Source organism: Ruegeria sp. BF6 (genome assembly GCF_056538665.1).
In genome coordinates this window covers 147,786-169,426 of sequence record NZ_JBQFTN010000005.1, presented here as the reverse complement: position 1 = coordinate 169,426, position 21,641 = coordinate 147,786, and the positions used below count along the sequence as shown (strand labels likewise).

General features: G+C 59.8%; 13 protein-coding genes. 12 read left to right on the top strand and 1 reads right to left on the bottom strand.

Annotated features, from left to right (window positions below):
* Positions 1 to 500: 500 nt before the first annotated feature.
* The 12 genes from ACR0IM_RS14685 (at position 501) to ACR0IM_RS14630 (ending at position 18,030) form a co-directional block, all read left to right on the top strand.
* Positions 501 to 1,490 carry a BMP family protein gene (locus tag ACR0IM_RS14685; protein WP_480682368.1) on the top strand — a complete coding sequence of 330 codons (990 nt, stop codon included), beginning with the start codon at positions 501 to 503 and terminating at the stop codon, positions 1,488 to 1,490.
* Positions 1,491 to 1,529: 39 nt separating this feature from the next.
* Positions 1,530 to 3,041, top strand: a complete 1,512-nt coding sequence (locus ACR0IM_RS14680) for an ABC transporter ATP-binding protein (RefSeq protein ID WP_480682367.1) — start codon at positions 1,530 to 1,532, stop codon at positions 3,039 to 3,041.
* Positions 3,038 to 4,111: an ABC transporter permease gene (locus ACR0IM_RS14675; RefSeq protein WP_480682366.1), complete on the top strand. Its 1,074-nt coding sequence runs from the start codon at positions 3,038 to 3,040 to the stop codon at positions 4,109 to 4,111. The genes ACR0IM_RS14680 and ACR0IM_RS14675 overlap by 4 nt, the downstream gene beginning before the upstream one ends.
* Positions 4,111 to 5,052 (top strand): ABC transporter permease, encoded by a 942-nt coding sequence (locus ACR0IM_RS14670; protein WP_480682376.1) that lies wholly within the window; start codon positions 4,111 to 4,113, stop codon positions 5,050 to 5,052. The genes ACR0IM_RS14675 and ACR0IM_RS14670 overlap by 1 nt, the downstream gene beginning before the upstream one ends.
* Before the next feature lie 8 nt (positions 5,053 to 5,060).
* Positions 5,061 to 6,344 (top strand): amidohydrolase family protein, encoded by a 1,284-nt coding sequence (locus ACR0IM_RS14665; RefSeq protein ID WP_480682365.1) that lies wholly within the window; start codon positions 5,061 to 5,063, stop codon positions 6,342 to 6,344.
* A gap of 160 nt (positions 6,345 to 6,504) precedes the next feature.
* Complete coding sequence (locus ACR0IM_RS14660) at positions 6,505 to 8,085, top strand: ABC transporter substrate-binding protein (RefSeq protein ID WP_480682364.1); 1,581 nt, start codon at positions 6,505 to 6,507, stop codon at positions 8,083 to 8,085.
* Positions 8,086 to 8,187: 102 nt separating this feature from the next.
* Positions 8,188 to 9,753: an ABC transporter substrate-binding protein gene (locus ACR0IM_RS14655; RefSeq protein WP_480641885.1), complete on the top strand. Its 1,566-nt coding sequence runs from the start codon at positions 8,188 to 8,190 to the stop codon at positions 9,751 to 9,753.
* 83 nt (positions 9,754 to 9,836) lie between these two features.
* Positions 9,837 to 10,814 (top strand): ABC transporter permease, encoded by a 978-nt coding sequence (locus tag ACR0IM_RS14650; RefSeq protein WP_480596557.1) that lies wholly within the window; start codon positions 9,837 to 9,839, stop codon positions 10,812 to 10,814.
* A complete protein-coding gene (locus ACR0IM_RS14645) occupies positions 10,811 to 11,761 on the top strand; it encodes an ABC transporter permease (RefSeq protein ID WP_480596559.1) in 951 nt (316 codons plus the stop codon). Before ACR0IM_RS14650 ends, ACR0IM_RS14645 begins: the two co-directional genes overlap by 4 nt.
* 4 nt (positions 11,762 to 11,765) lie before the next feature.
* Positions 11,766 to 13,475 carry an ABC transporter ATP-binding protein gene (locus ACR0IM_RS14640; protein WP_480682363.1) on the top strand — a complete coding sequence of 570 codons (1,710 nt, stop codon included), beginning with the start codon at positions 11,766 to 11,768 and terminating at the stop codon, positions 13,473 to 13,475.
* 111 nt (positions 13,476 to 13,586) lie between these two features.
* Positions 13,587 to 16,856 (top strand): adenylate/guanylate cyclase domain-containing protein, encoded by a 3,270-nt coding sequence (locus ACR0IM_RS14635; RefSeq protein WP_480682362.1) that lies wholly within the window; start codon positions 13,587 to 13,589, stop codon positions 16,854 to 16,856.
* A gap of 10 nt (positions 16,857 to 16,866) precedes the next feature.
* Positions 16,867 to 18,030 carry a hypothetical protein gene (locus ACR0IM_RS14630; protein WP_480682361.1) on the top strand — a complete coding sequence of 388 codons (1,164 nt, stop codon included), beginning with the start codon at positions 16,867 to 16,869 and terminating at the stop codon, positions 18,028 to 18,030.
* On the opposite strand, the gene ACR0IM_RS14625 is transcribed toward ACR0IM_RS14630, so the two are convergent.
* A complete protein-coding gene (locus tag ACR0IM_RS14625) occupies positions 18,027 to 21,617 on the bottom strand; it encodes a flavoprotein (RefSeq protein WP_480682360.1) in 3,591 nt (1,196 codons plus the stop codon). The two genes, ACR0IM_RS14630 and ACR0IM_RS14625, sit on opposite strands and share 4 nt — an antisense overlap.
* Positions 21,618 to 21,641 lie beyond the last annotated feature (24 nt).

Genomic DNA, 21,641 nt, shown 5'->3' with positions numbered 1-21,641 from the left:
TAAATTTATCCTGACTCTATAGAGCAACTGCTAATGCATCAAAGAAGCAATCAAACGGCGCCCCGGATAAACCCGCGACGAAACGTATTTAAGATGTAAAAGGAGTTTTGGGTTAAAAACCCCAAGTGTTTGCACATTTGTTGCGCAGTTGCATCATTCGCTTGCGGGCATAAAACAACCGTCAACCTCACGACAACCAAAAGTTGAAACGCGCTACACAATTCCGTCGCCCAAACCGCAGGGCAGCAGGTAGCCGGGCACAGGACTCCTGCGTCAAAAAAGGCACGGCGTCTTTACCTATCAGGTGCCCGGGCTGCGTATCGGATTTCGTATCAGATGAAGGTTAACCTCGATCACCCGAACATGCGGAAATCGGTAAGTCCGTTTGCCTATTAAACGCTCGAAGAAGTTTTGATTTGTCCGGGGTTCTCGTGGGCGAGGACGAAAAAATTGACTGAACAGTAAAAAAATGCTGCCATCTCGCCACACAGGAGAGAGATATGACCAAAAAAACATTAACGCGCAGAGTGCTGCTGGCCGCGGTCGCGGCGGCATCAACGTTGTATTCCACCGGACTGGCGGCGGCAGAAACAGTCAAGGTGGCGGCGATTTACACGCTGCCTGTGGAACAGCAATGGATCAGCCGTATCCACAAGGCCCTGAATACCGCGGCCGAGCGGGGCGACATCGAATACGTGTTCTCGGAAAACGTAGCGAACACCGATTATGAACGCGTGATGCGCGAATATGCCGAACAAGGTGCACAGCTGATCGTGGGCGAGGTGTTCGGCCTGGAACGCGCCGCGCGCAAAGTGGCCAAGGATTATCCCGATACGGCCTTTCTGATGGGCTCGTCCTTTGGCCCGGTGGCGCCCAACTTTTCGGTTTTCGACAACTGGATTCACGAACCCTCGTACCTGACCGGCATGGTGGCCGGGGCGGCCACTGAATCGAACGTGATCGGCATGGTCGGCGGCTATGCCATCCCCGAGGTTAACCGGCTGATGAACGCGTTCATGGATGGCGCGCGCGAGGTGAACCCGGATGTCACATTCCTCGTGACCTTTATCGATAGCTGGTATGACCCGCCCAAGGCCAAGGAAAGTGCCATCGCGATGATGGATGCGGGGGCGGACATCATGTACGCGGAACGCTTTGGCGTTTCGGATGCAGCAGTTGAACGTGGCGTGAAGGCCGTGGGCAATGTCATCGACACATCGGGCGACTACCCTGGCACGATTATGGCCTCGGCCCTGTGGCACATGGAACCGACCATCGACAAGGCCATCGACAATGTCGCCAACGGTTCGTTCGAGGCTGCGGATTACGGCCAGTACAGCTTTATGGGCTATGGCGGCGGTTCGATGGTTCTGGATGAAGAGCTGGTTCCGCCTGAGGTGATTGAAGCGGTGAACGCGCGTCAGGCCGAGATTCTGGACGGGCTGTTCCGCGTGAACGTCAACGATGACCGCCCGGTCTCGGACAACTGATCGTATTCGGGCCGGTCCCTGCGCCGGCCCGCTTTCCCAATGACCACAGTTTTAAAGCTCAACGGGTTGAGCAAACATTTCGGCCCGGTAATCGCCAATGATGATGTCAGCCTGACCCTGAACCGGGGCGAGGTTCTGGCATTGCTGGGCGAAAATGGCGCGGGCAAAACCACGCTGATGAATATGCTGTTTGGGCATTATCTGCCCGATTCAGGCTCGATCGAAGTGGCGGACAAAACCGGTGCATTGCAGCCGCTGCCGCTGGGCCATCCGCAGGTGGCGCTGGCTGCGGGCGTGGGCATGGTGCACCAGCATTTCACGCTGGCCGAGAATATCTCGGCACTGGACAACATCACCTTGGGGGCTGAACCCCTGTTTGCCCTGCGTCGCAACCGGCGCGCAGCGCGGCGCAGGGTTGAAGAGATCATCGCCCAAAGCGGTCTGACCGCGCCGTTGGATACACAGGTTGGACGGCTGTCGGTGGGGGAGCGTCAGCGGGTTGAAATCCTCAAGGCGCTCTATCGGCAGGCGCGGATTCTGGTGTTGGACGAACCCACCGCCGTTCTGACCCCGCAAGAGGCCGACACGCTGTTCAAAAATATCCGTAAGATGACAGCCGAGGGGCTGTCGGTCATCTTCATCAGCCACAAGCTGCGCGAGGTTCTGGCCTTTTCCGATCGCATCGCCGTTCTGCGCCATGGCCGGAAAGTGGGTGAGATGGCGACGTCCGAGGCCGATGAAAAATCCATCGCCCGGATGATGGTTGGGGCGGATACACCGGAACTGGCGGGCGCTGCAATGGCGCCGGGCGCACCGGTCCTGACCCTGTCGGGCGTGTCGGTCGCGGGCCGGTCCAAGCGCGATACGCTCAGCGGCGTTGATCTGACAGTGCACGCGCATGAAATCCTCGGGATCGCGGGGGTATCGGGCAACGGGCAGAGCGGGCTGGCCAATGTGATTTCAGGCCTGACACGCCCAAATCAGGGTCTAATACGGGTCAATGAGGTCAAAATCGACGCCCCCAGCCCTGCCGCGATGGTGCGAGCGGGCGTTGGTCGCATTCCGGAAGATCGCCATCACGAAGGCATCGTCGGTGCCATGAGCGTGGCTGAGAACATGATCATCGAACGGCTGGACGATGCAGACGTGCAGTCGCGCGGCCTTCTGCGGCGCGAGGCCATTGCAGAAAACGCCGATCGTCTGACCAAAGCGTATGACGTACGCGGACCGGGCGTTGAAGCCCCTGCGCGGCTTCTGTCAGGCGGCAATATCCAGAAACTCATTCTGGCGCGCGTGTTTGACCGCGCGCCGAACCTGATCCTTGCCAACCAACCGACCCGCGGCCTGGACATGGGAGCGGCAGCAGAGGTTGGACGTCGCCTGCTTGAGGCGCGCGAACGGGGCGCGGGTGTGGTGTTGATTTCCGAGGACCTCGACGAAATTCTGGGCCTTGCCGATCGGATCGTTGTGATCCGCGATGGTGAATTGCACGAGGCCCCCAGCCGTGATCGCGAACAGATCGGGCTGATGATGGCAGGAGAACCGGCATGATCCGCATCGAACCAAGGCAATCCCAGTCGCGGGCCTTTACGCTGGGCGTTCCGATCCTGTCCGCTGTCATTGCTCTGGGCTTTGCTGCCATTCCCCTTCTGGCTGCCGGGGCCAACCCGATTGCAGCTTACGCCGAGATGTTTCGTGGCGTGTTTGGCTCTGTTTTCGCCTTTTCCGAGGTCCTGACCCGTGCCACGCCGCTGATTTTCACCGGTCTTGCCGCTGCTTTGGCGTTCCGCGCCAAGCTGTGGAATATCGGTGCTGAGGGGCAGCTCTATCTGGGTGCGATGGCTGCCGTTGCAATCGGCTCGGGGGTGTTGGACGTTTCGGGCATCCTGTTGCTACCCCTGATCGTCTTGCTCGGCGCGGCGGCAGGAGCAGCGGGGATGGTTGCGCCGACCTATCTGAAAACCCGCTTCGGCGCAGATGAGGTGGTGACCACGCTGTTGCTGAACTTCATCATCCTGATCTTTGTGCAGATGATGCTGGAAGGCCCGCTGCAGGACCCGATGAGCCTCGGCTGGCCGCAATCGGCCCCGGTTCTGGATCAGGGAATGCTGCCACCCTTGATGGATCGGATGCGGGTGCATTCCGGGCTGATTGTGGCTCTAATTCTGGCCGGATTGGCGCAATTCATGCTGGCACGCTCGGTTTGGGGGTTCCGGTTACGGGCAGTTGGTGAGAACGCCGACGCTGCGCGCCATGCCGGGATCAACGTGAACCGCTCGCTGTTTGGCGTGGCCATCCTGTCGGGTGGACTGGCCGGCTTGGCCGGCGTCAGCGAGGTTGCGGGTTTGAAAGGTTATCTGACCGCCGATCTGTCGCCCGGCTTTGGTTACACCGGCATTGTGGTGGCGATGCTTGCGGGTCTGTCGCCGGTGGGCGTAGTGATCGCGGCGCTGTTCATTGCGTCCGTCTTCGTGGGCGCCGACAGCATGAGCCGCGCCATGGGCGTATCCTCTTTCCTGGCCGATCTGGTGGTGTCCGTTTCCCTGCTCTGCGTGCTGGTCGGTGGATTCTTTGCCCGCTACCGGATCGTTCGGGCCAGCGCCACGAGGGCGGCGTCATGATGGATATCGTCAACATCCTGCTGTCCGAGAGCTTCTGGGCCGCCTCCCTGCGCATCGCCACACCGCTGATCTTTGGTGTTCTGGGCGCGCTGATCTGCGAACGGGCGGGCGTGCTGAACCTCGGGATCGAGGGGATCTTCGTGGTCGGCGCCATGTGTGGCTGGATGGCGGTCTGGCTGGGCGCGGGCCTGTGGGGCGGGGTACTGGTTGCCGCTTTGGCCGGGGCGTTCTTTGGGCTGCTTCACGCGATCCTGACCGTGCCACTGGGGCTTTCCCAGCATGTCTCGGGGCTGGGGATCACGCTGTTTGCCACGTCGGTCAGTTACTACACCTATCGTACGGCGCTGCCGAACGTGTCTTCTCCGCCCCGGATCGAACCGTTTCAACCCTTGGACCTGCCAGTGTTGTCCGATTTGCCTTTTTTAGGGTCTGTTTTATTCCAGCAAACGGCCCTGACATGGTTGGCGCTGCTGATGGTGGCAGTGGTCTGGTATGTAATGAACCGCACCGCTTTGGGCGTGGCGATCAAGGCCGTCGGAGACAACCCTGACAGCGTCGACGCACAGGGCTTGTCCGTCTACGGGTTGCGGATCGGGGCGATTGTCGCGGGCTCGTCCCTGATGGCGCTGGGTGGGGCCTTCCTGACCATGAGCGCCTTTGACGCCTTTTTCTTCGGCATGGTCAACGGGCGCGGCTGGGTCTGTATCGCTTTGGTGATCTTTGCCAGCTGGCGTCCGGGTAAAGCGTTGCTGGGCGCGTTGTTGTTTGGCGCCTTCGACGCGTTGCAAGTGCGTCTGCAGACCGAAATGGGCGCGCTGGTGCCCGGTCAGGTGTTCCTGATGGCGCCCTATATCCTGTCGATCATCGCGCTTGTTGTCGCTGCGCGGTCGGCGGATTATCCGCGTGCATTGCTCACCCCTTGGTTCAAAGGCCAACGATAGGAGCCTCCATGTTCGATCTGATCGTTAAGAATGCCACACTGCCCGATGGCCAGACCGGGGTGGATATCGCCTGTGCGGATGGCAGGATCGCCGCCATCGAGCCCGGGATCACCGTCGAAGCGGGTGAAGTGATCGACGCGGAAAGACAACTGGTCTCGCCACCTTTTGTTGATCCGCATTTCCATATGGATGCGACCCTTTCGCTGGGTACGCCGCGGATGAACGTTTCGGGCACCCTGCTGGAAGGGATTGCGCTGTGGGGAGAGCTTAAGCCGATCCAGTCGGTCGATGACATCGTCACCCGCGCGCTGCGCTATTGCGAATTGGCCGTGGCCAAAGGGATCGGCGCGATCCGCAGCCACGTGGACACCTGCGACGATGAGCTGAAGGGCGTGCAGGCCCTGTTGCAGGTGCGCGAACAGGTGAAGGGTTACCTTGACCTGCAACTGGTCGCTTTTCCGCAGGACGGCGTGTTGCGTGATCCGACAGCGATGCAGAACACCATCCGCGCACTGGATATGGGAGTGGATGTGGTTGGCGGTATCCCGCATTTCGAACGCACCATGGCCGACGGGGCCGAATCCGTGCGTCTGCTGTGTGAAATCGCTGCAGAGAGGGGGCTGATGGTCGATATGCATTGCGACGAAAGCGATGACCCGCTGAGCCGCCACATCGAGACTTTGGCCTATGAAACCCAACGTTTGGGTCTGAATGGCAGGGTCGCAGGGTCGCATCTGACCTCTATGCACTCAATGGACAACTACTATGTCTCCAAGCTGATCCCGTTGATGGTCGAGGCCGGGGTGCACGCGATTCCGAACCCTTTGATCAACATCATGCTGCAGGGGCGTCACGACACCTACCCCAAACGCCGCGGCCAGACCCGTGTGCGCGAGTTGCGCGATGCCGGGATCACGGTGGGCTTTGGCTCGGATTGCGTCATGGACCCGTGGTATTCACTGGGCAAGGCCGACATGCTGGACGTGGCCTTCATGGGGCTGCATGTGGGACAATTGTCCAGCCGTGCCGACATGGCGTGGTGTTTCGATGCAGTCACCGAAAACTCGGCCCGGATTATGGGGTTGGAGGGGTATGGTGTGGCCAAGGGCTGTGTCGCCAATTTCGTTCTGCTACAGGCGACCGACCGGATCGAGGCGATCCGGCTGCGCGCTCATCGGTTGGCCGTGGTGCGCAAAGGACGCGTGATTTCACGATCAAATCCGGTCACATGTGACCTGAATCTGCCCACGGGGCAAAAAACAATGGACGAGGCGCGGGTGCCGTTTGCCTGATTCTTGTCGGGCGCCCCGGGTTTCCCTTGGGTCGCCGGGTTTATGTTCAATCTATTGTTGCAACGATCAAAATGATCTGGATGATCGGTTGCACCACGGTCGCAAAAAGCGGCTGGCCGTCGCAATGACGGCGCTAACAAAAAAAACCGGGGAGACCAAAATGATCCTAAGAAACCTAATGATTGCTGCCAGCGCCACCGCGTTGATGGCGGTGGGCGCGTCGGCTGATACCCTACGCTGGGCGCGGGCGGGCGACTCGCTGACGCTGGACCCTCATGCGCAGAACGAAGGCCCGACGTCGGCGTTGGCGCACCAGATTATGGAAACGCTGGTGATGCGCGACCATTCCGGCGCGCTGGTACCGTCGCTGGCCACCGAATGGGCACCGTCCGAAGAAAACCCGAATATCTGGGTGTTCAAGCTGCGCGAAGGCGTGACCTTCCATGACGGGGCCGAGTTCGACAGCGAAGACGTCGTGTTCTCGCTGAACCGGGCGATGACGCCGGATTCCGATTACAAGGAACTTCTGGCCTCGGTGAAAGAGGTGCGCGCGCCGGACAAATACACCGTAGAGATTGAAACCGATGGCCCCAACCCGATCATGCCCAACAACCTGACCAACATGTTCATGATGGACAAGGGCTGGGCCGAGGCGAACAACGCCGTCAAGGTGCAGGACTATGAAGGTGGCGAAGACACATTCGCGGCAAAGAACGCCAACGGCACCGGTCCTTATAAGCTGGTCAGCCGCGAACCGGACGTGAAAACCGTTCTGGCCCTCAACGAAAACTACTGGGGCAAGGATGAGTTCCCGCTGGCCGTAACCGAGATCATCTATACCCCGATCCAGAACGCAGCGACCCGTGTTGCGGCCCTGCTGTCGGGTGAGGTTGATTTCATTCAGGACGTCCCCGTACAGGACCTTGAGCGTGTTGCCAGCGCCGACGGTCTGGACGTGCGCACAGCGCCGCAAAACCGGGTGATCTTTTTCGGTCTGAACATGGGTGACGCCGATCTGGCCAATGACAATGTCGACGGCAAGAACCCCCTGTCGGATGTCCGTGTGCGTCAGGCCATGTCCAAGGCGATCAACCGCGATGCGATCAAACAGGTCGTGATGCGCGGCCAGTCAGCCCCGGCCGGCATGATTGCACCGCCCTTCGTCAATGGCTGGGATGAGGGCATGGACAGCTCCTCAACTACCGATATCGAGGGCGCCAAGGCCCTGATGGCCGAGGCCGGTTATCCAGACGGGTTCACCATCCAGCTGGATTGCCCGAATGACCGCTACATCAATGATGAGGCAATCTGTCAGGCCGCGGTCGGTATGCTGGCGCAGATTGGGATCACCGTGAATCTGGATGCCAAGCCCAAGGCGCAACACTTCCCGCTGATCAACAACTTGGAAACCGACTTCTACATGCTGGGCTGGGGTGTTCCGACCTACGACTCGGAATACATCTTCAACTTCCTGGCGCATACCAAGGGTGAAAAATACGGTTCGTGGAACGGCACGCGCTACAGCAACCCGGAATTGGATGCCAGGATTCAAGGTCTGGCCTCGGAAACCAACCTGCCCGAGCGTGACAAGCAGATCGCTGAAATCTGGCAGGTTGTTCAGGACGAACAGCTGTACATCCCGATCCACCACCAAGTGCTGAACTGGGGGATGAAGTCCAACGTTGGTACAGTGGTCGAGCCGGAGGACTCGCCCAAGATCAAGTACTTCACTCTGAACTAAGCTATTCAGACCGGAAACTTGGCAGGGCGTGATCCTCACGCCCTGCCTTTTGCGTTATCCTTCAACACCGCCCCTTTGCGGCAGACACAGGGAGATTTCGCCATGATCCTCAGACACAGCGCCATCGGTCTGGCCATGCTTGCCGCCACCAGCGCGCAGGCGGTCGAGTTCACGTGGGCCTCGACCACCGATCCGCAGACGATGGATCCGCACGCAGTCAACTCGGCCCCGGTTCTGGGGTTTCTCAATAATGTCTACGAAGGGCTTGTGCGCCGCGACAAGGACATGCAGGTCGAACCAGCCCTGGCCATCAGTTGGGAGCCTATCGGCGATGGTGAAGGATGGCGGTTCAAACTGCGTGAGGGCGTGACTTTTCACGATGGCAGCACGTTCGATGCACAGGACGTGCTGTTCAGCTTTCAGCGCGCCTCGGGCGAGGCAGCCGACACCCGCAGCTGGTTTGCGCCGATCAGTGAGGTGATCGTGGTCGACGACTACACCGTTGATTTCATGACCACTGCCGCAAACCCTCTGTTCCCGTCCTCGATCGCCAACTGGATGATCATGGATCAGGGCTGGACCGAGGCCAATGACGCCGCCGTCCCCGACAAGGAAACCGGCAACCATGCGACGCTCAACGCCAATGGCACCGGCCCGTTCAAAGTCACCGCGCGAGAGCCGGGCCTGCGTACGGTGCTGGAACCGTTCGACGGCTGGTGGGGTGAGGTGGAACACAACATCACGAGCGCCGAATTCAACCCGATCCAGAACCCCGCCACCGCCGTTGCAGCGCTGTTGTCCGGCGATGTGGACATGATCAACCCGGTGCCCATTCAGGACGTGGCGCGCCTGCAGGGCAATGACGAGGTGAACGTCATTCAGGGCATCGAGGCGCGCGTGATCATGCTGGGTTTTGATCATCAGGCCGAAACACTGAAATATACCGACGACGCAGGCAAACCGAACCCGTTTCGCGACCCGCGTGTGCGTAAAGCGGTGGCGCAGGCCGTTAATGTCGATGCCATTCTGGCCACCATCATGCGGGGTAATGCTGAAGCGGCCACGCAACTGGTGAGTCCGGCCATGAGCGGCTATTCCGCAGCCAACGCCGACCGCCCCGCCTTTGACGTCGAAGCCGCCAAGGCCCTGCTGGCCGCGGCGGGTTTTGCCGATGGCTTCTCCTTCGGCCTGAAATGCCCAAATGACCGCTATCTGAATGACGAGGCCGTCTGTCAGGCCGTGGTCTCCATGCTGGCCCAGATCGGACTCACCGCGGAACTGGACGCCATGCCTGTCCGAAACTACTGGCCCGAGCTGCGCGAGGACAACTACGACATGTACCTGCTGGGCTGGAGCCCCGGCACCTTTGACGCCGAGCATCCGGTGCGATTCCTTGTGGCGACCCCCAATGAGGAAAAGAAGCTGGGCAGTTGGAACTTCGGCGGCTTTTCGAACGCGCGTGCCGACGAGCTGCTGCCGATGATCCAGTCGGAAATGGACGTAGGCAAACGGCAGGCCATGCTGGACGAGGTAGCTCAGATCGTTCAGGACGAACAGGTCTATGTGCCTCTGTATGTGCAGCCTCTGGTCTGGGGTACGCGCAGCAATGTTGATCTGACGCAGCGACCGGACGATTTCTTTCTGCTGCGTTGGGTGACGGTGAACTAACGGAACGTCGCGTCTTCCTGTTAGCGATACCTTGACCACCAGGTCAGAGGCGGCCTAGGAAGACCGATCAACGAGGGAAACGCATGTTCGCATATATCGTCCGAAGGATGTTCCAATCCGTGATCGTGCTGCTGGTCGTGGGTCTGGTGGCCTTTTCCATGTTCCGTTTTGTCGGTGATCCGATCGACAACATGCTGGGGCAGGAACGCACGCAGGCCGACATAGATCGGCTGCGCACCGAGCTGGGTCTCGATCAGCCCTTTCCGGTTCAATACTTCAAGTTTTTGAAAGGCGCGGTGCAGGGCGATTTTGGCGTCTCGTACCGTCAGGGGCGTCCGGTCTCGACGATCCTGATCGAACGCGCCCCAGCCACGTTGGAACTGGCCTTTGTCTCGGGCTTTCTGGCCATCACCATGGGCATCGCGCTGGGCGTCTTTACGGCGATCCGACGACAAGGCGTGGCCGCGAATATCATCATGACCGTGTCCCTTCTGGGGGTGTCACTGCCGACCTTCCTGATCGGGATATTGCTGATCTATGTCTTTTCGATTGAACTGGGCGTCCTGCCCAGTTTCGGCAGGGGCGAGACGGTGATGATCGGCAGCTGGTCCACCGGGTTCCTGACAGCCTCGGGGCTCAAGGCGCTGATCCTGCCAGCGATTACGCTGGGCCTGTATCAGATGACACTGATCATGCGGCTGGTGCGTTCGGAAATGTTGGAAGTGATGCGTGCAGACTATGTCCGTTTCGCCCGAGCGCGCGGGCTATCGGACCGGGTGATCAACTTTCGTCACGCGCTGAAGAACACGCTGGTGCCGGTGATCACCATCACTGGCCTGCAGTTGGGCTCGATCATCGCCTTCGCAATCATCACCGAGACGGTGTTCCAGTGGCCCGGAGTCGGCCTGCTGTTCATCAACGCAATCCAGTTCGTCGATATCCCTGTCATGGCCGCTTACCTGATGCTGATTTCGGTCATGTTCGTGTCGATCAACCTGATTGTCGATCTTCTCTACTATGCCATTGACCCGCGCCTGCGTGTCGACGCGAGGGCTACATGACCGATACGACCGAAACTCCGTCAACCGCGCCCAAATCGCGTTTCGCCAAATTCTGGGACAGCGATTTCGCGTGGTCGTTCCGGCATTCTCCGGTGGCAATCGTCGCCTCGGTCGTGGTGGCGATTCTTGTGCTCGCGGCCGTCTTCGCGCCGCTGATCGCACCCTATAACCCGTTCGATCCGGCGACGCTGAACCTGATGAACGGGTTCACGCCACCGGGTACACCGAACGCCTTCACTCAGGAGACCTTCCTGCTGGGTACCGACGATCAGGGGCGGGATGTGTTCTCGACCATTCTCTACGGGCTGCGTATATCGTTGTTCGTTGGGGCCTCGGCGGTGGTGCTGGCGATGGTCATCGGCGTGATCCTGGGGCTGATGGCGGCCTATTATGGCGGTTGGGTCGAGACCATCATCATGCGGATCGCCGATGTGCAGCTGACCTTCCCGGCCATTCTGGTGGCGATGTTGATTTTCGGCATCGCAAAGGGGGTGACACCGCCCGAGTACCGCAACGCGATGGCAATCTACGTGCTGATTGTCGCGATTGCCCTGTCGGACTGGGTGCAGTTTGCTCGCGTAGTGCGGGGCGCAGCACTGGTCGAGAAAAACAAGGAATATGTTCAGGCCGCCCGGCTGATTGGCCGCGGTTCGATCCCGATCATGTTCCGCCACATCCTGCCGAATGTCCTCAGTCCGGTTCTGGTGATCGCCACGATTTCCTTGGCGCTGGCGATCATTGCCGAGGCAACGCTGAGCTTTCTGGGTGTGGGCGCTCCGCCGACCCAGCCGTCGCTGGGTACGCTGATCCGCATCGGGCAGGGTTTCCTGTTTTCGGGTGAGTGGTGGATCCTGTTCTTCCCGGCCTGCACCCTTTTGGCGCTGGCCCTGTCTGTGAACCTGCTGGGCGACTGGCTGCGCGATGCGCTGAACCCCAAGCTGCGGTGACTTCATGAGCCTTCTGACGATCAATGACCTGACGGTCGAATTCCCGACCCGCCGCAAGCTGTTCACCGCCGTAGACCATGTGGATCTGTCGGTGGAGCCCGGTGAGATTCACGGCCTCGTTGGCGAATCCGGCGCGGGTAAATCCACGATCGGTGCCGCCATTATGGGGTTGCTGGACCGCCCCGGACGGATTGCCAGCGGCACCATCCGGCTGAGCGGCGATCAGATCAGCGGTCTGGACGCTGAGGCCATGCGCGGGCTGCGCGGCAAGAAGATCTCGATGATCTTTCAGGACCCGCTGACCTCGCTGAACCCTCTGTTTACCGTGCGCGAGCAATTGGTCGAAACCATTCAGGCCCATCTGGGTGGCTCGGACGCCGAGGCGAACAAGCGCGCCCGCGACCTGATCGATCGTGTCGGCATTCCCGATCCCGATACGCGGCTGGACCAGTACCCGCACCAGTTCTCTGGCGGGATGCGGCAGCGGGTGGTTATTGCGCTGGCGCTGTGTACCGAGCCGGACGTGATCATCGCGGATGAGCCGACAACGGCGCTGGATGTCTCGGTTCAGGCGCAGATTCTGGACCTGATCAAGGAACTGGCGCGCGAACGTCAGGTGGGCGTCATCCTGATCACCCATGATATGGGCGTAATCGCTGACACCACCGACAAGGTGACGGTGATGTATGCGGGCAAAGTGGTCGAATCCGGCCCGACCGCGCAGGTCATGGGTCGGCCCAGCCACGAATACACCAAATCACTGATCGCCGCTGTGCCGCGTCCGACGCTGAAGCTGCACCGCTTCCCGCAGATCAGCTATGGCGGGCGCGAGACCCGCTTTGCCATCGAGGATATGGCCCGCCACTGGCCGAAGGTGGATAATGACACCTCCAAACCGGTGTTCGAGATTCGCAACCTGACCAAGAAATTCCTGCAGCGCAAAGGCCTGATGCCGTGGGATCGCACCTATTTCACCGCTGTGGATGATGTCAGCTTTGACATTCGCGCGGGTGAGGTGTTCGGGGTCGTGGGCGAGTCTGGTTCGGGCAAATCCACTGTCGCCCGGATGATCGCGGGGCTTTACCCGGTCGATGGCGGCACCATCACGTTCGAGGGGCAGGTGGTCAGCGACCTGACCAACAAAGCCGCGCTGGATGCCTATCGCAAGAACATCCAGATGATCTTTCAGGACCCGTATTCGTCTCTGAACCCCCGGATGCGGGTCGACGACATTGTGGCCGAGCCAATCCGCCATCACCGGTTGATGGACGGGGCCGATATCAAGCGCCGTGTGGATGAACTGCTGGATCAGGTGGGGCTGGGCCATGAGGCTGGGCTGAAATATCCGCACGAATTCTCGGGCGGGCAGCGTCAGCGGATATCCATCGCCCGCGCGTTGGCGACACAGCCGCGTTTCCTTATCTGTGATGAACCCACCAGCGCATTGGATGTGTCCATCCAGGCGCAGATCCTGAACATCCTGAAGGACCTGCAAGAGCATTTGGGGCTGACCCTGCTGTTCATCAGCCACGATCTGCCGGTGGTACGCCAGATGTGCGACCGGGTTGCGGTGATGAAGCAGGGTAAGGTGGTCGAGCTGCAAGAGACCAACGCGTTGTTCGCCAACCCTCAGACCGATTATGCCAGCGAATTGCTGCGGCTGATGCCCAGACTGGACGATCTGTCGACCGAAGGGCTGAGCGCTGAAGTCTGATTTTCAGGCATATGGGCGTACATAAACATTAATTTCGTCAAGCATTGCAGACTCAAGCGGCTCTGCTGTGCTAGGTCTGACTCTGAAGTAAGGGGGCTTCAGAGGGGCGACATGTCTCAGGACTTGAGGGACTGGCTGGGCGCGCTTGGACTTTCTGAATACGCGCAAGCCTTTTTGGATAACAAAATTGATTTCGCAATTCTGCCCGACCTGACGGGCGAAGACCTGATCGAAATCGGAGTGACCGCTGTCGGAGACCGCCGCAGGCTACTGCGCGCGATTGCCCAGCTTGAGACGGTGGAAACCGTTCAGCCCTATGCGCCCGACACCCCGCCCGAGCCCGCCAAACGGCAGGTCACGGTGATGTTTGCCGACCTCACCGGCTTTACCCGCCTGACCAGCGAGTTGGACGCCGAGGACATGCACGCGCTGTTGAACGCTTTTTTCGCCAAGGTCGATCATGTGGTCGAGAAATTCGGTGGCCGGATCGACAAGCATATCGGCGACGCGGTCATGGCCGTTTTCGGCGCGCCGATCTCGCACACCAATGATACCGAACGCGCGGCGCGGGCGGCGTTGGAAATCCACGCGGTGCTGCCCAGCCTGAACCCGCCTCTCTCTTGCCATATCGGCATCGCCTCGGGTCAGGTGATCGCTAGCACAACCGGCAGCCAGGCGCACACGGAATACACGGTGACCGGCGATGGCGTGAACCTGGCCTCGCGCATCACCGACATGGCCGTGCCGGGCGAAACCTTCGTGTCGCATGACATTCAGCGCGCGTTAGGGCCGCTTTTTGTCGGTGAGTCTATGGGTGAGAAGGAGATCAAGGGTCTGAATGAGCCGGTTGAGCTGTGGCGGTTGGACCGGCTGGCGCGCAACATCCGCTCGCGCCGTCACCGCTTTGTCGGGCGCGAGCGCGAGATGTCACTGTTCTCGGCCACATTCGACCGCTGCCAGCAACACGGCAAGGGCGAGGTTCATATCGTTCTGGGCGAGCCGGGGATCGGCAAGACGCACCTGTCCGAACAGGTTGCCGAGATGGCCGCTGGCCTCAACTACTCGATCCACAACGGTGTCGTGATGGATTTCGGCACGCGCGAGGGGCACTCGGCCATTCAATCCGTTGCCCGCAGCATTCTGGGGCTTGAGGCTGGGGATGACGCCGCCACCTGCGCGGCGATGGCGCAGGATGCGGTGGTCAAGGGCTGGGTTTCGCCCTCAAACGCCACCCATCTGAGCGCGCTGTTGGAGCTGGAGCAAGACCCCGGACTGGCCGAGGTCTATGCGGTGATGGATAACGCCACCCGATTGCGCGGGCGGCGGCAGGTGATCGACGAGTTGATTGCCGCGCGCAGCCGGGAAGCACCCATGCTGATCCAGATCGAGGATATCCACTGGGCCGGGCCCGATATTCTGACCGCCTGCGCCCATATCGCCGCCACCACGCGCGACTTGCCCTGTGTGTTGCTGATGACCAGCCGCGTTGAGGGTGACCCGATCAACCGCGAATGGCAGATGAGCACGGACGGCGCACTGATCTCGAAACTGGAACTGGCACCGATGGGCGAGGATCAGGCCCGGCAACTGGTTGAGGAGTTCACCGGCATCGACCCCGAACTTCTGGACGCCTGTGTGCAGCGTGCCGGAGGTAATCCGCTGTTTCTGGAACAGCTCTTGCGCAACATCGACGTTTTGAAACGCGAATCCGTTCCCGGCAGCATTCAGGGCATCGTGCAGTCACGGCTGGATGCGCTGGACCGGTCCAGCCGGGCAGCGATTCAGGCGGCCTCGGTATTGGGGCAGCGGTTCTCGCCCGAGGTGCTGAACTTTATCTTGGGCGAAGGGCATCTGGACACCTCGACCCTGATCCGCTCGGCCCTGATCCGCGAGGCGGGGACCGATCTGATGTTTGCTCATGCGCTGATCCGGGACGGGTCATATGCGACTCTGGTCAAATCGGAACGCGCGCGGCTGCATCGTCAGGCTGCGAAATGGTTCGAGGATCGCGATGCCACCTTGCGGGCACAGCATCTGGACCGGGCGGGGGCGACCAACGCAGCGCAGGCCTATCTGGACGCCGCTGAGAACCTGATTCAGGCCTTCCAGTTCGACGATGCCAGCCCGCTGATCGAACGGGCGCTGGAACTGCCCGCTCCTTCCGGGGTGCGGTTCGATCTGTTTTGCGCCCGGGGAGAGACGCACCGGTTGCAAGGTTTGTCGGATGACGCTCTGCGCGAATTCAAAGAGGCTGCCGATTTGGCCGAAACCGATGAACAGGTCAGCCGTGCCCATATCGGGCTGGCGCAGGCAGCGCGGCAGGCCAGCCTGTACACGGATGCCCTGCAAAGCCTTGATACTGCTGAAGAGGCGGCGGAGCGGTGCGGGTCCGAGCGCGACATCGCTCAGATCAACTATGTGCGCGGCAATGTCTATTTCCCACTGGGCCGCGTCGAGGATGCGCTGCAAAGCAATGAAAAGGCTCTAACACTGGCCAGAAAGCTGGAATCGGCCCGGTTGGAGGTGGGTGCGCTCAGCGGGTTCGGCGACGCCAATTTCATGAACGCGACGATGCAGACCGCCGCCGGGTTCTATACCCAAGCGGTCGAGCGGGCGCGTGAGAAAGGGCTGGTGCGGGATCTGGCGGCGAACCTGCATAACCTCAGCGTGGCGCGCAGTTATACCGGTGATGTGGCGCAGGGAAAGCGGGACGCGCAGGAGGCTATCGAAGTTTCCCAGAAATACTTCGCCTTTGTGCCGGAATGCGTGGCGCAGACCTGCCTGGGCGTGGCGCACACCTTTCTGGGTGAACTGGATCAGGCGCTGGACACCTTTTCGGTGTCCGCTGAAATTGCCAGCCGTGTCGGGGCCAAACGGCTTGAGGCGCAGGCGTTGGAGCATCTGGCCCGAACGCAGGTTTACGCAGGGCAGTTGGAGGAAGCGCGCAAAACAGGAGCGCGCGCCGTGGAAATCGCCTTGGAACACGGTCGGAACTTTGTCGGGCCAAAGGCGCTGTCAGCACTGGCCATGGCAGAAACAGACCCTAACAAACAGGATCAGCACCTGAAACTGGGCGCTCAGATCATTGCTGAGGGCTGCGTGGGGCATAGCCATCTGCATTTCTACCCTGATGCCAGCGCTGTCATGCTGGCGCGGCAGGAATGGGACAGGGCCACGGAATACATCGAGGCTCTGGGTAAGTTCACCGCTGCCGAACCCCTGCCGATGGTCGATCTTTCGATTCAACACGCGCGGGTACTTGCCGCGTGCGGCGGCTGGGGCATTCCCATGAGCGCGCATGAAGATTTCGAGGCGCTGGGCGCACGGTTTACGGAGATGGGCATCACACAGTCCCTGGTTGGGCGGCTTGACCACGCATGAGAGGGTCTGGATGAGCATCGAAAAGAAGGTTTGGTGGATTTCCGGCGCCCTGACGTTTGGTCTGGCGGTGCTGCTGTTCAAATTTTTGGTCGCGCTAAACCATTTCGAAGGCGATCCAACGCAGCTGCCGGATCAGGCCTCGGTTGATGACTACCTGCAAAAACTGGGGAATGCGCCGGACTATCGCGTCAGAACCGGCATCTTCATCAAATCCTTCAGCTTTACCGGCGCCAGCGACGTGCATGTCAGCGGCTATATCTGGCAGCACTACGAAGATGGCACCCATGACGCAATCAAACCGCCCGAAGGCGAGGTGGGGTTCATTCTGCCCGAGGCCACCGATGCAGCGAATGGCCTGATCGAAGAGGTCTATCGCATGGACCAGGACGGGTCGGAACTGATTGGTTGGTATTTCGAACAGACGCTGCGGCAAAGCTTTGACTACACCAGCTACCCGTTCGACCACAAAACTGTCTGGGTCCGGTTCTGGCCCGGTGAGTTTGACGTAGGTGTGGCTCTAATACCGGACTTTTCGGCCTATCCCGCCACTGGACCAGATGATATCTTTGGCATCGACAACCGCATCGTCATGGGCACGTGGGAGCGGGAGAACACCTATTTCGACTATCGCCTGTCCGATCTGGATACCACGTTGGGCATTGGCGATAACGAGTTTCAGACCAACCTGCCGGAACTGCACTATAACTTCGTTATCAAGCGCAATTTCGGCAATGCCTTCATCGTCCACATGATCCCCCTGATCGTGGTGACGATGCTGCTGTTCGGCGCGGTGATGACCGTCACCCGCCGCCCCGATCTGGTGGAACGGCACGATTTCAGCACCTCCAGCGTGATTGGCACCTGTTCGGTCCTGTTCTTCGTGATCCTGCTGGCCCATGTACAACTGCGTGAGGGCTTTGCCGGGTCGCCGGTGATCTACATGGAATCGTTCTTTTTCCTGATGTATTTCCTGCTGCTGGCGGTCTCGATCAACACCTACCTTTTCGCGTCCGAGGCGGTGCCCTCGCTGCGGGTCATCCATTACAAGGACAACCTGATCCCAAAGGCCGCGTTCTGGCCCTTTGTCCTGCTGTGCATGGTGGCGATCACGGCCTACAACCTCAGCCTCAAGTCCGACCCGGAGGATGAGGCCGTGATCGAATTGCAAAATTAGGTGGGTGGCTTATATCCCGGCTTGGGCGTTCCCGTTGCCATATCCAAGGTGTATTCCGCGACAATTCCGGATGTGCCCTGTTCCCATTGATCCAGATACTTGGTGGGCTGTGCGATCACATAGGTATAGGCGGGCTTTTTCACACCGTTGATCAGCACATTGATCCGCTTGCGCACATAGACATTCTCGGGCGAGTTGGGGCCGTGATAGCCTTCCAGCTTGTCCAGTTCTTTCATCCCGGAAGATGAGACGCGATAGACCTCGCCCATAACAGGTTTGCCGAGGCCCTTTTGATCCACCAGCGTGGCCATGCGGTGCAGGAAGCCGCAATTGGGATTGTCGCAATGCGGCTCGTGCGGGACGATCAGGGGCATCCGCTGTCGGGTCACCGCCTCGCCCACGAAATCATCCAGCACCTCGGTATGGGCATCGTGGTTCGGGAACCCCTTCTTGAGCGAGCCGTAAGTGAAGTAGAGATACGTCTTTTCCCGATCCTCGATCAGATCGCTTTCGTTTTCTTCCTCCAACTCGGTCAGGGTGTGGGTGTTGGCCCAATTGTCCAGCATCTCGACGATTTCTCCCGCCAGTTTGATGTCCTTGGTGTTGTTCGGGTTTTGCAGGAACTGAATACAGGAACTGGCATCGATGCCGTCGGCCCCCAGCAGGACTTCCACCATTTCGACCGAGTTGTTCATCACCGCCACATGCAGGCTGGTAAATCCGTGATCGTTGGTGGCGTTGACGTTGATGCCTCGGTCGATCAGCGACTGCGCGGCCTCAAGGTCTGGTTTGCCCAGATCAATGCCTTCATCGTTCAGCTCGCCTTCACCGCCCGCCGCGTAATGCAGCAGCGTGTCGCCATTGCTGTCATCGACGATGTCGATTCCGGCCATGCCGGTGTCGATGGCCTGGAACACCCGGCCCCATTGCGCGATATCATCCGAGGCGGCGGCCTCCTGTGCCCATTTGCAGATATTGTGTTCCTGATCGGCCAGTTCTTCGAAGGCTTCGTCCAGCACCTCCATGATCTGGTCCGGGGTGGCCATCATGCCGATCCCCATCATGCCGTTGGACAGGCGACCCTTGCGCGGGCCGACCAGATCAATGCCCAGATCGCGCAGCTTTTCCACGTTTCTCTGCGTGGTGACGTTGTTCCACATGTTCGTGTTGCAGGCAGGGCAGAGGATCGCCGGCTTGTTCCGGTACTGCCATGCCACAAAAACCGAGGTCAGCAGGTTATCGGCAATCCCGTTGGCGATCTTGCCCATCGTGTTGCAGGTCACCGGTGCCACGACCACGCAATCGGCCCAGTCGCACAGCGCCAGATGTGAGGCGCGCAGGGGCATGCCGAACTCGATATAGCGGAAGTTCCATTCGTCATCATCGCGGTAATAGTCGTTGTGGGTGATGCATTTCTCGATCCGTTCGGTGCCGAAATCGCGAAAGAACTTCTCGGCCGAAACCGACGGGATCAGTTTCACGTTGTGCCCGGCTGCTGTGATCCGTTCCACCAGTTCCGGCACCTTGTCGGCTGCCGACGATCCGCAGGCGCATAGCAGCACGTTGCGCTTTTCTGTCGGTGCATCGGTCAAGCCGCCCTTGGGGTAGCCAAAGATGTTCTTGTCCAGACTGGGGGATTCATGGCGCAGCAGAACCGGCAGCCCGGCTTCGTGCACCCGTTCCTGCAAGTGACCTTTCAGGATCATGTCGACAATATCCGAGCGCCGACCCAGACATTCGCCCTGAAAGAACAGATACGGCGCCTTTTCCTTGCCCGTCAGCACGTTTAGCTGCCGCCGCATTTTCATCACGTTGGCCCCGTGGCCTTCGACATCGATCAGCTTGACGCTGGTGATGCCGATATTGGCCAGAATACTGCGCAGCATATAGGACCAGGGGTCTTCATCCGCAAAGAACAGAACGATCGGGTTGTTCGCCACGACACGGGCAACGTCGGTGGGGTCTTCGGGCGGCTCATGTTCCTCGATCACCAGCATCGCCGGATTTTTCAGGTCGCGCAGGCCGCGGAAGATGTGTCCGCGCGGCGCCTGCCAGACCTGCGAGGTTGCGGGGCTCATGTCCACCACGGTCACCAGGTCTTTTTCTTCGTCATAGGCGATGCAAAGGCACCAGAACTCTTCAAGCAATGCGGTTTCGCGATACACATTCTCGGGCGGGCGGATGACCTCGAACCCCAATACGCGGTTAAAGTCGATATTGATCATCAGGTGCCGGTCCTGTTCTTCGTTCAGGCTGCGCAGCTTGTCGCGGAACCAATCCTCGGGCGCTTTTTCCTCGCCGCCCTTACGGGTGGCATAACCGTGGAAGGTGCTGCCCAGATTCACGTCCGGTGACTGGCTGAGATAGCGCTGTGCCAGAGCGTGCATCTCTTTCGCGGTGGACACCCGGCTTAGCGCGTCCGTGAAATTGGTTTGCGTTGCGATCAGCAGCTTGTCTTCATCGACCTGCGCATCGCCCAAAATCGCAAGGCTTTCAGCCAGCACGCCCAGCGAGTTCATGTTCGGGCTGGCGCGCCGGAACAGATTTCGCCGCTTCTTGGGGTCCTTTGCCAGATACTGCGTGCTGTCGACATAGTTGCAGTCCTGCTGCAGCGTCTGAAGGTTGGTTTTTACCGCCTCGCGGGCTGAGAACCGCAGGATGCCCCGCGACCGCATAGAGGTTCCGTCACGGTCCGACATCCCGGCCCAGATGCGATCCACGGTGGTGACCCAAAGCTTGCCGTACTTTTCGGGGTGAACGTCCATCATGTGCACCAATCCGGTGCTGGGGTTGCACTTGGCGATGATGGCAAAATGCCCGCCCGGCATATTTGGCTTGCCATGGGCAACGCCGACCTGGAAATTCGCCACTAGGATGTCGTTATCACCGCCCAGCCGGTTGGATTCATCAATCGCTTCCAACAAAAGCTCGACCGAGGTGGTGGCCTCATCCATGAAATAGGCCTGAACCTGTACCCTATCGCGCAGGCCCTGCGAGTGGATGAAGGTACAGGCGACGTCATATAGCTCGCCCAGCGAAATACCGTCATTCACCACGAATGAGGTCGGCAGGGCGCACTCGCGGAAGATGTCGTTGACTTCGCAGCTGAACCCCAGCGCCGACATGCTCAGCGCTGCCGCCGTGACGCTGCAGCAGTTGATCGGTTGTTGGAAATTCTGCAGATGCACGCTGACCAGATCGCCGAACAGTGTGGCGTAACAGGCCTCACGCACCTTGGTCGGTATTTCGAACCAGTGGTTGCTGGACAGGTAGGCCAACTTGGTGCCGGGTGTGGCCAGTGCCTCGAGGCTGACGGGAATGTCGAAAATCTCAAGATGCTCTTCGTAGAAATAATCACCGGTATCGGCGGTGGCCAATATTGCCCCGTCCTGGCGCAGATGTACTTCGCCGCCAAGCACCACATACATGCCCTGCGAGGGCAGAACCGTTTCCTCAGCCACTTCGAAACACTCGAAATGTGGTCGGATGGCGGTTGGTTCATCCGCGGGCAGAATTTCCTGTATCAGTGCCCATTCGGGTTCGGTTGGAGTGAAGGAAATAGTGTTTTCAATCGGATCCTTAGGCACGTCTGTTCCCCCCTGAACTTAGCC